Origin of the sequence: Bacillus sp. B19-2 (assembly GCF_022832475.1) — a bacterium.
Lineage (GTDB): Bacteria > Bacillota > Bacilli > Bacillales > Bacillaceae > Bacillus > Bacillus paralicheniformis.
Genome location: NZ_JALHKQ010000002.1, coordinates 141,484 through 156,442 on the forward strand (window position 1 = coordinate 141,484; position 14,959 = coordinate 156,442).

Consider the following 14,959-nt stretch of genomic DNA (forward strand, 5'->3'; position numbering starts at 1 on the left):
GGTGAACGTGGCTTTCGTTTCCATGAAAGAACTTCTTCAAGAAGCAAAGGAACAACATTATGCAATCGGTCAATTTAATATTAACGGCCTTCAATGGACAAAAGCGATTCTACAGGCAGCGGAAGAAGAACGGTCACCTGTCATCGCAGCCGCCTCAGACCGGCTCATCGATTATTTGGGCGGATTTAAGACGGTTTCCGCAATGGTTGCGGCTTTGATGGAGGAAATGTCGATCTCCGTTCCCGTCGTGCTTCACCTTGACCATGGCAAAAATCCGGAGCGCTGCAAGCAAGCGATAGACGCCGGTTTTAGCTCAGTCATGATCGACGGCTCGCATTCACCAATTGATGAAAATATCGCCATGACAAAAGAGGTCGTGTCATACGCCAGAATTCGCAATGTTTCGGTTGAAGCAGAGGTTGGCACCGTAGGGGGCATGGAAGACGGGCTCATCGGCGGGGTGCAGTATGCCGACATCGGTGAATGCGAACGCATTGTCAAAGAAACCGGTATCGATGCTTTGGCAGCCGCGCTCGGCTCTGTTCATGGAAAATATCAAGGCGAGCCTAATTTAGGATTTAAAGAAATGGAAAAAATCTCACGGGTAACGGACATTCCGCTTGTTCTTCATGGGGCTTCGGGCATCCCGGCTGATCAAATCGCTAAAACGATCCGTCTGGGCCATGCGAAAATCAACATTAATACCGAATGCATGGTGGCCTGGACCGAGAAAACGCGCAGCATGTTTAAAGACAATCCCGATTTATATGAACCCCGCGCCTATATGACGCCAGGGATCAACGCAGTCAAAGAAACGGTCAAACATAAAATGAGAGAATTCGGGTCATCCGGAAAAGCGGTATGCACCCAAAAGATAGAAATATAATCTAGACCAATATCGCCTCCACTCACTTATCGAAGTGAGTGTTTTTTTGTGCGCAGTATTTGTAAAGATATTCTAAAGGTTCAAAAGAATGATTGACTGTAATTGATATAATAGTTATAATTTCCCTCATAATCCATTTTGATCAGAAAAGATTTTATTTTCTGAAAATAAATGACAGCAAGACAATAACAAAATCAGGTGAATGCTATGCGGACAAACGTTTTAAAGTATCGGGTTCATATTTTATTTATCGTATTATGTTTGATCGGCGGAACGACATGGGCTTTTCAAAAAGCCGGGTTGAGTGACAGCCTTCCATTTTGGTCTGCCGGCATGAGATTTATGATCGCAAGCATTTTGATCGCGGCGTTTCTTTTGATACGGAGGCAGTTTGTGCTGTCAAAGGAATTGCTGGTGCTGTCGTTTTTGAACGGCATCATGTATTTTTCCGTTCCGTTCGGATCTGTTTATTGGGCCTCTCTTTATTTGCCGAGCGGGTTGGTGTCTATATTAGCGGCAAGCATTTCAGTCTTTGCCCTGATGATCAACCGCCTCGTTAAGGGGACACCGGCGACGAAATTGCAAAAATGGGGGATATGCCTTGCTTTGCTCGGCATTACAATCGTGTTTGGCAATCAGCTGTTGATCAAAGTCGATGTTATTGAAATCGTCGCCATGATTGTGATTTTGTGTGCGATGTTTGGCTCGGCTTTTATTCAAATCAAAGTACAGCAAAGAATTCGTTCGCTTCCAATCTTAAGCTTTAACTCCCTTTCAATGCTGAGCGGCGGAGCGGTATTGCTCATCAGCAGCCTCATCTTTGAAAGCGGGACAAGAACGTTTTCCGGCGTGAGCCTTTATGCGCTGCTTTATCTAGCGGTTGTCGGCTCGATATTGGGTTTTTGGATCAACATTTATCTGCTTAAAAAATGGCACATCTCAAAAGCGACTTCCCACTTGTTTATCTCCCCTGTCATTGCGCTTTATATCGGATTTCTGTTTCTGGATGAAAAACTGAATGCGAATATTTATTTAGGAACGCTGTTTGTCATATTCGGTGTGATGTTCATCAACTTAAAAAAAGAAGAGAGGATCGCGAAAATTGACGATACGAAACAAAAACTTGGCCATCATTTGTCAAAATAAGCACTTGCCATTTATTTTTGAAGAAGCTGAGCGTTTAGGATTGAAGGTCACGTTCTTTTACAATTCAGCCGAAGATTTCCCGGGGAATCTTCCGGCTGTGGAACGCTGTGTGCCGCTGCCGTTATTTGAAGATGAGGAAGCGGCGCTGGAAATCGTCAAACAGACATTTGTCGAATTTCCGTTTGACGGCGTTATGACACTGTTTGAGCCGGCATTGCCTTTCACGGCAAAAGCCGCTGAAGCTTTGAGTCTGCCGGGGCTTCCTTTCACAACAATGGAAAACTGCCGCAATAAAAATAAAACCCGCAGCATCCTTCAGCAAAACGGCCTGAATACGCCGGTTTTCCACGAGTTCCATACGCTCGCTGACCTCGAAGACAGGAAACTGACTTATCCATTAGTCGTCAAGCCGGTCAACGGCTTTTCAAGCCAGGGCGTCGTCCGTGTTGATGATCGGAAGGAGCTTGAGGAGGCCGTCCGGAAAGTCGAGGCCGTCAACGAGAGGGACCTTAATCGATTCGTACACGGCAAAACGGGCATCGTAGCCGAGCAATTTATCGATGGGCCGGAATTTGTGATTGAAACGCTGTCGATCCAAGGAAACGTACATGTTCTTTCGATTGGATACAAAGGGAACAGCAAAGGTCCGTTTTTTGAAGAAGGCGTCTATATTGCTCCGGCTCAATTGAAGGAAGAGACGCGCCTTGCGATTGTCAAGGAAGTGACAGGCGCCGTCTCAGCGCTGGGCATTCATCAGGGGCCGGCTCATACAGAGCTGAGGCTGGACAAGGACGGAACACCTTATGTTATCGAGGTGGGCGCCAGAATCGGCGGTTCAGGGGTTTCCCATTACATCGTCAAAGAGAGCACGGGCATCAACTTTATGCAGCTTGTCTTGCAAAACGCAATAAAGCCGCTGGAGAGCAGCGAGTTTAAAGAAGAGATCCGGCCTGTAAAGACGGCCGGCAATTATATCATTCCTGTACAGGGCTCCGGCACTTTTGAAAAAATTGACGGACTGGAAGAAGTCAAACAGAGGCCGGAGGTAAAGCGGGTGTTTCAATTTATTAGAAAAGGCGTGGAAATTCTGCCGTACCCGCATTTTTCCGGTTATCCCGGTTTTATATTAACAAGCCATCATTCATATGAAGAATGCGCAGCTTTCTACCGGGAACTGGATGATGAGCTTCATATCATATATCAAAATAATTTGACGGGTACAATAGGAGGTTAAGATGATCTCGACTAAAGTGCAGGAAGAGCAAGCCGTGATGATTGTCCATACGCTCGGTCCCAAAGGCACGAACTGCGAAAAAGCCGGCCTGCTTTGGCTAAAAAACAAAGGGGTCCGCGGGGAAGTCAGGCTTTATGAAACGCTGGAAGAAGCGCTGCCTCATGTTAAATCGACAGAAAATTCAGTCCTTTTAGGCTGCGCCGTTTACCCGTTTTTGCATCAAATTGTATTTGAGAATCTTGCTGATTTAAAGATCATAGACAGTTTTGTGATGCCGACATACAACATGGTTTTTGCCGCAAAACAGCACACGATGGCATCAGACATTCAAACCGTCGCTTCACACCCCGCTCCCGCCCATCTGGCGAAGCTGTTCAGCAGCCAAGTCCAATTTGTCACCAGCAATGCACAAGCGGCCCTGGCCTGTGCTTCAAACGCGGCTGACGGCTGTATCACGACGATTAAAGCAGCTGATGAACACGGTTTGAAAGTCATTCAAGATTTTGGGGAAGTGCCGATGTGTTTTACGATCCACGGGCTTAAATCAATCGAAGGAGGAAGCCGATGACGACATTGATAGGGGACATTGTAAACTTGGTCAACGAGCAGATTGTACCGAACATTCATGAATTGCAGACGTACCAAAATGATAAAGGACAGATTACAGAGCATCACGAAAGGGCGGAACAGCTTCTGCTGCAATTGATAGAAGACGCAGGGACCATTTATGAAGCGGTTCACCTAACGGCTGCAAAAGAGGCGTTTAAACAGGACGTCTTGGACTGGATCGGACGCGGATTAGGAGAGACGCCGTATTTTGACCGGTTATTGACGGCTTACCGGGCTCCGAATGATCAGGAAACGACCTTTTTCGCGGCGCCGATCGTGACGCCGAATGGGCCACATGCGAAAGGCTGTTATTTTGAAGCCTTTTTGGCCGTTCGTGAAGAACCTGCGATGATGAGGCCGATAGAAGAGGAGCTGCCCCATCCTGAAAACGGCTGTCAATCGCTCAAGCTTCTCGCCGGAACAAAGGGGTTCACGGAAGAAAAATGCATCGTATTCTTCCCGGAAAATGTGAAAACAAAAGAGAAGATTACATCACAGACATTTGCGATTTTCTATTTTAATAAGTTTTATCACATTTACCATGAGGACACGCTGAAAAGAGCGAGGGCCATTTTTGAACATGCGCCTTTCAAGTCGGCTCAGCTTTCCCCCGACCGCACATATGAAGCAAGGGTGCTGTGGGGCTACCTTCATGACTATTTTCATCATTGCGGAAAAAAACCTTTTCATCTGCATATTCAGGCGAAAATGAATTTTTTCGCAGGCATTTTAGAAGAAGTCAAGGTCGATTGCCAAGCGATCCTCACCTTGTGGGAGCGGCAATATGACGGCTGGGAGGAAATTATCGAATTTGTTTTGTATGAACGGCTGCTGCGCTATCCGAGCCAGCATAATGCAACGCAGAATTTTGATTCCGGGACAGGCTATTTTCTGTTCAGCTGGATCATTGAAAACGGCCGTTCCATTCAAAAAGGAGAAGAGAAACCCGTGTCGCTTGACCTTTCCCGATGCATGGACGATTTAAAAAAGCTTGTGGCTGAAATCGAACAGCTGGAAGAGATCGAGGATGACTCGGCGTACAAAGAGGCGGCGGAACGCTATGTCAGACAATACCTGCCTCCCGGACGGGAAGGCGAGCGATTCAGCGTCCCGGAACAATATTTCATTGACGAGATCAATAAGAAAATCGAAACCGCCCGTCTTCGGTTTGAGCGGGAGAGACTAGAAGCGTGAAGCTGGAATTAAGCAAAATCGGAGAAAAAATGAATGAGAAGACAGGGGTCAGGGCTGTGATGAACGATATTCAGGAAGTCCTGGCCGGCGGAGAGCGGTCATACATTAATTTAAGTGCGGGCAATCCAATGATTTTGCCCGGCGTGTCAGCCATGTGGAAGTCGGCTCTTGCCAATCTGCTTGACGATGACAGGTTTTCATCGGTAATCGGCCAATACGGATCGAGCTATGGGACCGATGAACTGATTGAAAGTGTTGTCCGCTTCTTTTCAGAGCGGTATCGCGCCGACATTCGAAAAGAGAATGTGCTGATTACAGCCGGAAGCCAGCAGCTGTTTTTTCTGGCGATTAATTCGTTTTGCGGAATGGGAAGCGGGTCTGTGATGAGAAAAGCCTTGATACCGATGCTTCCCGACTATTCGGGATACAGCGGAGCGGCATTGGAGCGGGAGATGATTGAGGGGATTCCTCCGCTCATTTCGGTATTGGATGATCATACGTTTCGATATGAGCTCGACCGCGAGGCGTTTTTAGAGAGGATGCGGACCGATCCGTGCATTGGCGCTGTCTTGCTTTCACGGCCGAACAATCCTTGCGGAAACATCTTGCCTGGCGAACATGTAGCATTCATTTCTGACGCCTGCCGAGAAGCGAATGTTCCGCTGTTCATTGATTCCGCATATGCTCCGCCTTTTCCCGCGATTCATTTTATCGACATGGAACCGATTTTCAACGATCAGATTATCCACTGTATGAGCCTTTCAAAAGCAGGCTTGCCTGGCGAAAGGATCGGAATCGCCATCGGGCCGTCCAGGTATATTCAGGCAATGGAAGCTTTTCAGTCGAATGCGGCGATCCATTCTTCAAGGCTGGGGCAGTATATGGCGGCATCTGTATTGAATGACGGGCGCCTCGCCGACGTGTCGCTAAATGAAGTCAGGCCGTATTACCGCAATAAATTCAAGCTGCTCAAGGAAACCCTTTTATGCAAGATGCCTGAAGACATCAAATGGTATTTGCACCAAGGGGAAGGGGCGCTTTTCGGATGGCTCTGGTTTGAAGACTTGCCGGTGACTGATGCGGCGCTGTATGAGTATATGAAAGCCGACGGAGTCATCATCGTTCCCGGCTCATCTTTCTTTCACCATCAATCCCGGTACATAGCGCATTCACACCAGTGTATACGAATCAGCTTAACCGCGGCGGATGAAGATATCATAAAGGGAATCGATGTTTTAGCTAAAATTGTGAAGGATGTATATGAGAAGCAGGTTGAATACTTATAAAAAAACAGGGGCTAAAGCAAGCCCCTGTCAGCGTGTCGACAAACCCTCGCATTCGTTGTCAGGCCTGCGCGTCGGTGCTCACGAATTCCAACATTCGCTCCGCTCCGATGCTCGGCCTTCCTAGACTGCAAGGGTTTTCAATCACGCTGAAAGGATGACAAAATCCCAAAACTAAGAGCCGTTTTGGGATTTTGTCAACAATCTGATAGGGGCTAAAAGCAAGCCCCTTTTTATTCGTCAATCTTTCCGCCGGCATTGGCCTTTCTTTTTCTGCGCCTTGCCGTTGTCAAAATCAGAATAACCGCTGCCGCTATGATCACGATCAGGATGGCAATGTACAGTACATGTTGCTGATTGCTTTCCTGTTTATCATTCGTTTTGGTTTCAGCGGATTTTGCTGTCAGCTGTTGATGGTTTGTAAACAGCTGATGGCTGTCCGTTTCATTAACGACGGTTGCTGCGAAATCATTGCTGTTTAAAAAGTTGATCATTTCTTTTGTGACAGCTGTGCCTTGCCCTTTAAACGGCGCGAAAACAGCCATCGAGTAATTTGAATCCCAAAGCGATGTTTGAGTAAACGCGATTTGTTTCGTCGTTTCATTCAGCATTTGAAAAGATGACACATCAAATGTCCCGTTTTTCCCCGTCGGAACAGCCAATTCGGATGTTTTTTCCTTCAGCAGAGAGAATTGATCGACACTTCCGATGAAGATGATGTTTCTTCCTTTCATGTCATCCGGTTTGACTTCAGAGGATGTTTTTACTGTGAATGCCTGCCTGGCTTCGCTGCCGAAGGAGCCGACCACAAGCGAAAGTTCATGAAGCTTTGTCTGATCCGCGTGGTCGGGCAGGATCATCAGCGTTTTGTTGTCCTGATCGCCCGCGTAGGGAAGCGGCCACTCTTGAAAGTTGGCTGAAGCTGACGTGTCGCTGACATGGTAAGACAATGCACTCTGTTTGTCGATAAAAATCCATTTGTCATCGTTCGCCGCATAGCAGGGGTTGTTCTCTTTCAAGCCTGAAGTGACAAATTGAATATCGATGTAACGATTTTTTTGCAAAAGTTTCGGATCGACTTTTAAAGAAACATGGTAAAAGCCGTTTTTGTCTTCTTTTCCTAAATCGTCAAGTCCGACGGAATGAGGCTGACCATTGATCATGACCTTCAGCTCCGCCTGTTCCGCAGCTAATTCGCTTTGATCGGCCTGCTTTTGAATCGTTTCCGATTTTTTCATTGTAAGTGAAAGCTTTGCAGGTTGATTTTTGTCTAATAGCGCCGGTGCTGGATAATAAAAATGCTCGGAAGATGTCTGTCCGGAACCAATTGTCAAATCCCCCGTCCCGAAATCCTCGAGTGTCAGCTTGCCGCCGTCCCGTTTATTATGCTGCTGCAGTTTGCCGATTGCCAGCGTGTCGCCGCTGAGCTGGGCGGCATACGTTTTGTCGGTGATGACGCTGATTTTTTCAGAAAGAACATCATCAGATGATGCAGCCGCAAACAATACAGGCTGTTGCTTATCCTTTGCTTTGAGCATCCGTTCCGCAAGCAAAAGCTTGTCTTCTTTTGCGTCGAGCTTCGCTTGTTCCAACAGCTTTTTCATTTTGCCGCTCCAGTGATGCTGGACGCCGATCACAATCGTCGGCCTGTCGATTTTCGTCAGGTCAGATTCGCCCAAAATTTTCGTGCTGATGCTATTGTCAACCGTTTTGAGGTAAGCTTCCGTTTTAACTGCAGCTTCGATTTCAGCCGAACTTGGATGGTCCGGAATGATGATTTCCGTTTTTTCCACGGAGCTGCCGGACTGGGCGAACGGATAAGGATAATGTTCGAGCGCAACTCCTTTAGATTCGTTCTTTTCCCCGATATTCAGACGGCTGTCCGGGTAAATTTTGATCCAGTTCCCGGAAGAGTCCTGTCTGACGCAGACGCCTTCATGAACCACACCGTAAAACTTCAGTGATAAGCTGTGAAACCCTTGAGACGAATGGCTTTTGTTTAGCGCGAGTTTCAGCGTTTTCTTCCCGGCATTCCCTGCAAGCTTAACCGTTTTGACCGGTTCGCCATCAATCTCGGCTGTTAAAGAAGACGGTGAAATTAAAAGGTCTGAGGCCTCGTATTCAAGTGTGAGTTGCTGATGGGCAGAGGAGGCGCCCGCTGGAATTTGATACGTCAGCTCGGCGCTGTCTTTTGCCCCGTACAAGGTCAAGAGATCGTTTGTGAGAACTTGCTGTTTGGCTTGTTCCCGGCTGTTTTCCCCGAGGATCGAGCCGTCTACTGTAATGTCTTTGGCCGCCGCAGTTTGTCCCGTCGCCGTGATTAGCATAAGGCTTGCCAGACATATGATGATATACTTCAAAAAAGTCACCCGCTTTTCTTTTGATTGTATCGTTCTGTTTTGTACCATTTAACCTCTTGCTTGAACAGACGGTGCTTGATTTCTACGAATAAAGAATAAATCACGAGCGCAATCCAAGCCTGCGAGTATGTAAAGTACATCAGAAAAACGATGAAAAAGTTCTGCCTGTTCATTTCTGTTTTTTCGATGCTCAGTGTAATCATGACCTCCGTCATAAATAGAAAGAAAGCCAAAACCCATAAGATGATAGATAAAAAACCGAATGAAAGGTGCAGATTATAAAATAAATTGATCACAAAAAGCGCATTTGACATGATGACGCCAAAGAAAAACAAAAAATACGTAAAAAAGAAATAAAACAAATCAAAAATAATCCGTTTTCTCTTCAGCTTGAAAAATTGAGCCAAAAATTTCAGAACGACATACTGGTTGCCGCGCGCCCATCTTGTCCGTTGACGCCACCAGACTTTCCACGTTTCCGGCTCCTGTTCCCAAGTGACGGCCGCCGGGAAGAAGCGGATGTGGTAGCCGAGGTTGTAGACCCGGATCGTAAGCTCGGTATCTTCGGCCAGCGCCTGATCGTCCCAGCCGCCCAGCTGTTCGATAATGCTTCTCCTGATGGCAAAATTGGTGCCGGGAATCGTGGCGATTTTGAACCATTTCCATCTCCCGCCCTGTGCCATCCATTGAAAACAAATCGTTTCGATGTTAATAAATTTTGTGAGCAATGTTTTCGCCGCATTGATAACGCGGAATTTTCCCACCACCGCTCCGGCTTTCTGATCATTCATGAGCCCGAGGACAAGGTAATAAACCGCCATTTTTTCCGGCGTGTTGTCGGCGTCATATACACAAATGACATCCCCGCTTGATTCGGCAAAACCGCAATTGAGCGCCGTCGATTTTCCCTTTCCGGCATGCGGGGGTTTGGTCACGACCATTTTAATAAAGTCGTATTGTCTGGAAAACTCATCTACGATGTCGCCCGTCCGGTCGGATGAATTGTCGTTGATAACGATAATCTCTAGCAGATCCTTCGGATAATAAAGATTCACCATCGCCTTCAGGGTTTGCCGAATCACGACCTCTTCGTTATGCGCCGGAATCAGAACGCTGACCTTCGGAAGATCCTTCACGTTCTCTTTCCACTTCGGAATGTTCCGTTCGAAGGTCATATAGTGGCGGAATCCGCCCTGCATCAGAAACATGTGATACAGAAGCATGACCCATATTAAGCTTAACGAGACTAGGAACAGAACATTACCCACGGTTTTTTCTCTCCTTAAAGATTCGTTTTTTTAATGTGGCTCTCAAGTAAAGGGTATAGCTCACAAACATGACGACAAACAAGAGTACAATAAGAGAGAGAATCCAAAGCGCCTTTTCCAGCGGGCTTTGCTGGTGATGATCGAAAAACGTTTCAATGGCGCTGACTTTGCTTTTTACTTGAATCGTTCCATCTCCGCTTGTGTGAATTTCCACTTTATCTGTTTTAACGGTTTGCTTTGTCTTTTTAATATCGAGCCATTCGCTGTTCGGAATACGTTCCATTTGATCAACCAGCTCAGGGAGATATTTCATTCCAAGGTAAGGATGATAAAATGCGCCGGCTACTCCGCCTTCAAAACCGATCATTTGAGAGATGCGTTCCTCGATTTTGCCGAGCGGATTTTGATCCGATTGATCGACATAGCCGATGGTCTCGGGATAGAGCGTCATCCCATGGAGCATAGCCGGATTCGTAACAAAAGGCCCGGCGCCTGACGTTTTCCATGTTGTATCGCTAAGCTGAACCTGGCCGAACAAGCTTGTGAAATACTGTGAGGCGATCTGATAGCCGTGCTCTGACATCGTATAGTGCGGCGCTTCAAACGCGAGCGGATACAGCCCTTCCGCGGTGAGGTCTTCAATAGCGTTCGTCAGCTTCTGCCGCGTGTACGTTTCCTCATTTTTTCTGAACGGCTTCAAATAGTTTTGATATGCTTCTTCATTTGGAAAGTTTTGTTCCTTTTGCAAAAGTGTTGCGGGCTCTTGCGCATTTTGCGATGTGATCGGCTGATCGGCTTTAGCATCCCAAAACTCGAATCCTTCACCGGTTTCGCTGTAGCGGTATGTATGGGTATACCCGTGAACAATTACACTGCCGCCCATATCCTGCAGCTTCCTCAGCACTTTGACCAGCTTCGGTTTTTCAGACATATAGACTTTGTCGCCCGTTTCAGGATTGACATATACCGGAATCACAGAAAGGATAAATGGAATATTTCGTTTATGAAGATAAGCCCCGGCTTGGAGCAGCAGTTTTTCATCCGACATTGGGCTGATATCCTCAAGCCGCAAATATAACAGCGTGCTGTCCGGGGTTTCACCAAATGCCTGTCTGAGCTGCTTAGCGGCGAGGAGGTTGTTGTTGAGCAAATCGGTTAAACCGATGTACACGTTACTTTTGCCGGTTTTCCATACGAAAGGGTGAGCTTTTCCGTCGTCAGCTTTGTATGTGTACAACGCTTTTCCCTTCAATCCCGATACCTCGAGGACACGAATTCCGCTTTCTAAAGAGGTATCGTTTTCCTCATTTGTGCTGCGAATCTGATACACATTGTCTTCGCTTTTCAGCGAAAGATCTGCAAATTGGCTGAACTGCCCGGCGTTAAAGCCGATCGCTGTCACAGGTTTTTGGAAAGAGCTGATCAGCTGCGCGAGCTTCTTGTTCAGCTTTCTTTTCGTTTGTCCGTAATAGATGACGCGGTCGTTTCCTGCCAGATCCGCAGCTTTGACATCCGTATCATTTACAACGGTCACACGGGATGTAAAATGTCCGGCGATAAGGTCGAGCATTTTCACATCGGCTGATTTTTTGCCATCCAATGTTGAATAGACGATGAGAATGCCGCGCTCCTGCTGCTTTGCCTCGGCGGTGTCCGGAACATGAAAAGCCGCAGCCAGGATAAGTACAGCCGCGTATAGAAGTAATATCCGCTTACAGTTCATTCATCATCATCTCGTTTTCTAGTTCATCTAAAAATTGCTCAGCAGTCTTTAAATCGTTTTGATATGATAAGTGGCACACGTGGAAGGTCAAGGTGACATACTTGCCGTTTTTCAGCTGGTATGTGTCCAGCTGTTTCTTCAGTTTTTCAAGGACGGCAGGCATATGTTCAACAGGCGTGTGTGTCAGCAGGATGCCGAACCGCTCTTCGGCGGGACGGAATTTTTTATCCGTTTCCCGGACACATGATCTGATTTGACTGCTGACAAATTGAAAGAGACGGTCGGTTTCGTTTTCTCCGTACAGGGATTTGAACTCTTTGAAATAATGCATTTGAAGCAGTAAAAAAACAAACGAGTTGCCATACCGCTCCGCCCGCTTGATTTCTTCCGAGAGCTCCAGCTTCATCCTCTGTTTATTATCAAAGCCTGTCACCCTGTCAATTGCAACGAAGCTATTGATCTCGTCTTGAAGGTGTTTGACAGAGCGGTGGAGTCCGATCGCGATGTCATGGATTCTCCCTGACATGAAGGAGAACAGCAAAAGCGCTATTCCCCAGATGACGAGGGTTTGCAATTCCGTTTCTGACGAAGCGTCTGTGTGAAGAAACATCATCAAAGTTCCGAGAACAAACAGGACGATGATCGTCCCAGACAGTGCGTAAATCGATCCGAGCCATATTCCCGCTGCGATGATGGCAAGTGTGATGCAAATGATGAGAATGGATTCGGACTGCGGGGCTGAGACATAATGGATGAACAACGCAAGAGCTGCTGCAAGCCCCGTCATATAAGCGAACATTTTTTGCGAATCATTGAATGATATTTTCATTTAAAAGCTTCCTTTCGGCTAATAGGGGCAGCAGATTATCAAAAGAATGCGTATCATTTCCGCTCATATATCCCCCATAATACGTCGCGGACGAATCAAGAATTTCAAAATCATTCATTCGATCATACAGCGCTTTGATGACGGCTTGATCTTCGTTTTGGTTGATGAAAAATAATATCGCCAACGCGTAGACGGATGGAGACTCGTATTGAACCGCCGGCTTTTTTGTATCGATCGAGTACCGGCCATACAGTTTGCCGCCGGTTTGAAACGTCTGTTTGAGCCAATCCGCTAATACAGCGGCTTTTTGATCCTTCGGCGGTAAATGCCAAGCTGTGTAAAGCTGATCAATGAGATTGACTTCATGGTCATAGGTGTATGCTTTCGTTTCTGTACTGTACACTTTCGGGAGAAAACCGTTTTTCAAAGGGGCGCGGTAAAGAATGTTGGCGTTCCGCCTTTCAGTTTCCTTATCTATCACTCCGTTTTTTTTCAAGACGGATAGCGCATCTGGCATGATATAGGAAAGCGTGATATCCTTTGATGCGGATTGAGAGGCGGAGTCGTAAAAGTCCGTCAATATCCCGTTGTTCATGTTGTATTTTTTTAATGCGGAACCGATGTTCAGAGCGGTTTGTTTATACTCGCTGTTTCCCCATAGAGCTGCCGCTTGATCGAGGCTCACCATGATTCTGAGATCATCGATCAAGGCGTTTACCCCGCTTGCCTGGCCGTTTTGGATTTGCCATGAGACCAGGTTGTTTTTCATAAGGAAGGATTCGGTCAGGTGCTGATATTGCTCATGAAAATGCTCGCCGTCTTTTTTGCTGATCAAAAACGCCATCCACAAACCAAGCGATTCCGACAAGTAAACAGGCTGGTCAGAAAAGCTGGTTTTGATCAGCCCCTGATCGCTCATTAAATGATGGTAAACGAAGTGTTCGGCAGGCTGCAGCGCTTCATCATTTTTGTCGTCATCTGGCTGATCTTCAGCTTTGATACAACCGACGGCCAGACTGACGGATAAAAAGCACAGGATCACACCAATCCATATATACCTCATGGGTGCTTTCACAATAGATCACCCCGGATGTTTTTTTGAGAATGATTTTGACTTATTTATTATAAATGAAAAAATGGAGATTGCTAGATTTTTTTGATCTTTTTGGACTATCCAAAAAGAGGTCGTAAGTCCAATAATAAAATGTTTTTCCAGCAATAGTAGGATTTTTGTATTGATTTTCACGAGAAATACCAAAAGAAATGAATGGAGGACGTGAATGGATAGCCTGTGTGAGACCAGAGTGATCAGAAAAAATCTTGGTGAGGGATTGATTCAGCTATGAGATGAAACCGTGTTTTACCGGCGGACAGGCGCAGCTGAAGCGCGCTTGCCTTTTGTTTGATCAGCACTCGGATGACGCCTGTATGCTTGAACAAGATGAAGAACTGACAGCAGCAGAAGATGCATATATAACGGATAAAGACATGACATGGGCATATGTAGTGGCGCATGGGCCCGGCATACGGGCAAGTTCTTTAACTGCTTCAACCGAGCCGATCCCTCGCGTTCGCGGCAGAATGGCGGCTACGGCCTCGCGATCGCCACATTGATCTTTGAGCAGCACCGAGGCAAGATCTATGCGAAGAGTGTGCCGAACGAGAAGACGACGTTTTATGTTCAGCTGGACTGACTAAAAAGCATATGGCGGGGGGAACGTGTAACAAACAACCATGTTGAAACAACTGTGTAATCATTGGAAAAGCTCGGCATACAGCCGAGCTTTCAGCGTGTCGACAAACCCTCGCATTCGTTGTCAGGCCTGCGCGTCGGTGCTCACGAATTATAACATTCGCTCCGCTCCGATGCTCGGCCTTCCTAGACTGCAAGGGTTTTCAATCACGCTGAAAGGATGACAAAATCCCAAAACTAAAAGCCGTTTTGGGATTTTGTCAACAATCTGAAAGCTCGGCATACAGCCGAGCTTTTATCTTACAGTCCAGTATACTAAATTTTCTGCGTGTCTTTCCTTTCTTGAAGTTCGTACATCGCAACCTTATAACTTATTACTTCTAAATGTTTTAGGTTTTCATTGATTTTATTCTGCACTTCTAATTTATGCTGCATCATCATTTCTTTTCTTTGCAGGAATGTTTCATCGCCTAATTCATAAAGATCGATATATTCTTTTATTTTAGAAATGGGCATTCCTGTCAATCGCAGAGATCGGATAAAGTTGATCCATCTCAAATCGTCATCATTATATATTCTACGACCATTTGAATCTCGAGAAATGTTTCTTAACAAACCTTTCGTTTCATAAAATCTGAGTGTATTTGCAGACACATGTAAGCTATCAACTACATATTTCATTGAAAATGACATCCGATCCGTCCCCTTTCGTTATAGTTACTATAACGAAATGC

General features: G+C 46.3%; 13 protein-coding genes and 1 pseudogene. 8 read left to right on the top strand and 6 right to left on the bottom strand.

Annotated features, from left to right (window positions below; genetic code table 11):
- The first annotated feature begins 7 nt into the window (after positions 1-7).
- The 6 genes from fba (at position 8) to MST20_RS08000 (ending at position 6,355) form a co-directional block, all read left to right on the top strand.
- Complete coding sequence (fba, locus tag MST20_RS07975) at positions 8-886, top strand: class II fructose-1,6-bisphosphate aldolase (protein ID WP_243941374.1); 879 nt, start codon at positions 8-10, stop codon at positions 884-886.
- Between the two features lie 207 nt (positions 887-1,093).
- Complete coding sequence (locus MST20_RS07980) at positions 1,094-2,032, top strand: DMT family transporter (RefSeq protein WP_020453537.1); 939 nt, start codon at positions 1,094-1,096, stop codon at positions 2,030-2,032.
- The gene (locus MST20_RS07985; RefSeq protein WP_243941376.1) at positions 1,989-3,266 is read left to right on the top strand and encodes an ATP-grasp domain-containing protein; all 1,278 of its coding nucleotides are present in this window, start codon (positions 1,989-1,991) and stop codon (positions 3,264-3,266) included. Before MST20_RS07980 ends, MST20_RS07985 begins: the two co-directional genes overlap by 44 nt.
- A gap of 1 nt (position 3,267) precedes the next feature.
- Positions 3,268-3,834: a prephenate dehydratase domain-containing protein gene (locus tag MST20_RS07990; protein WP_065643509.1), complete on the top strand. Its 567-nt coding sequence runs from the start codon at positions 3,268-3,270 to the stop codon at positions 3,832-3,834.
- On the top strand, positions 3,831-5,069 hold the full coding sequence (locus MST20_RS07995; RefSeq protein ID WP_243941378.1) for a DUF6421 family protein: 1,239 nt from the start codon (positions 3,831-3,833) through the stop codon (positions 5,067-5,069). Before MST20_RS07990 ends, MST20_RS07995 begins: the two co-directional genes overlap by 4 nt.
- Positions 5,066-6,355, top strand: a complete 1,290-nt coding sequence (locus tag MST20_RS08000; protein WP_243941380.1) for a valine--pyruvate transaminase — start codon at positions 5,066-5,068, stop codon at positions 6,353-6,355. Before MST20_RS07995 ends, MST20_RS08000 begins: the two co-directional genes overlap by 4 nt.
- A gap of 230 nt (positions 6,356-6,585) precedes the next feature.
- On the opposite strand, the gene MST20_RS08005 is transcribed toward MST20_RS08000, so the two are convergent.
- The 5 genes from MST20_RS08005 to MST20_RS08025 are packed head-to-tail and all read right to left on the bottom strand — an operon-like array spanning position 6,586 to position 13,595.
- Positions 6,586-8,712 carry a cellulose biosynthesis cyclic di-GMP-binding regulatory protein BcsB gene (locus MST20_RS08005; protein WP_243942521.1) on the bottom strand — a complete coding sequence of 709 codons (2,127 nt, stop codon included), beginning with the start codon at positions 8,710-8,712 and terminating at the stop codon, positions 6,586-6,588.
- 5 nt (positions 8,713-8,717) lie between these two features.
- On the bottom strand, positions 8,718-9,980 hold the full coding sequence (locus MST20_RS08010) for a glycosyltransferase family 2 protein (protein ID WP_065643512.1): 1,263 nt from the start codon (positions 9,978-9,980) through the stop codon (positions 8,718-8,720).
- Entirely contained in the window at positions 9,973-11,703 is a 1,731-nt protein-coding gene (locus MST20_RS08015) for a DUF2334 domain-containing protein (protein ID WP_243941383.1), read from the bottom strand. Before MST20_RS08015 ends, MST20_RS08010 begins: the two co-directional genes overlap by 8 nt.
- Positions 11,693-12,532, bottom strand: a complete 840-nt coding sequence (locus tag MST20_RS08020; protein ID WP_243941385.1) for a diguanylate cyclase domain-containing protein — start codon at positions 12,530-12,532, stop codon at positions 11,693-11,695. Before MST20_RS08020 ends, MST20_RS08015 begins: the two co-directional genes overlap by 11 nt.
- Positions 12,513-13,595 carry a lipoprotein YdaJ gene (locus MST20_RS08025; protein ID WP_243942523.1) on the bottom strand — a complete coding sequence of 361 codons (1,083 nt, stop codon included), beginning with the start codon at positions 13,593-13,595 and terminating at the stop codon, positions 12,513-12,515. The genes MST20_RS08020 and MST20_RS08025 overlap by 20 nt, the downstream gene beginning before the upstream one ends.
- A 284-nt stretch (positions 13,596-13,879) precedes the next feature.
- Here MST20_RS08025 and MST20_RS21255 point away from each other — a divergent pair.
- Positions 13,880-14,038, top strand: a pseudogene (locus tag MST20_RS21255) (DUF4275 family protein); the annotation flags it as partial.
- On the top strand, positions 14,026-14,226 hold the full coding sequence (locus tag MST20_RS21260; RefSeq protein WP_347880858.1) for an ATP-binding protein: 201 nt from the start codon (positions 14,026-14,028) through the stop codon (positions 14,224-14,226). The pseudogene MST20_RS21255 and the gene MST20_RS21260, both read left to right, overlap by 13 nt.
- A 314-nt stretch (positions 14,227-14,540) precedes the next feature.
- Here the strand turns inward: MST20_RS21260 and MST20_RS08035 are convergent, their stop codons facing one another.
- The gene (locus tag MST20_RS08035) at positions 14,541-14,906 is read right to left on the bottom strand and encodes a MerR family transcriptional regulator (RefSeq protein ID WP_243941389.1); all 366 of its coding nucleotides are present in this window, start codon (positions 14,904-14,906) and stop codon (positions 14,541-14,543) included.
- Positions 14,907-14,959: the final 53 nt, after the last annotated feature.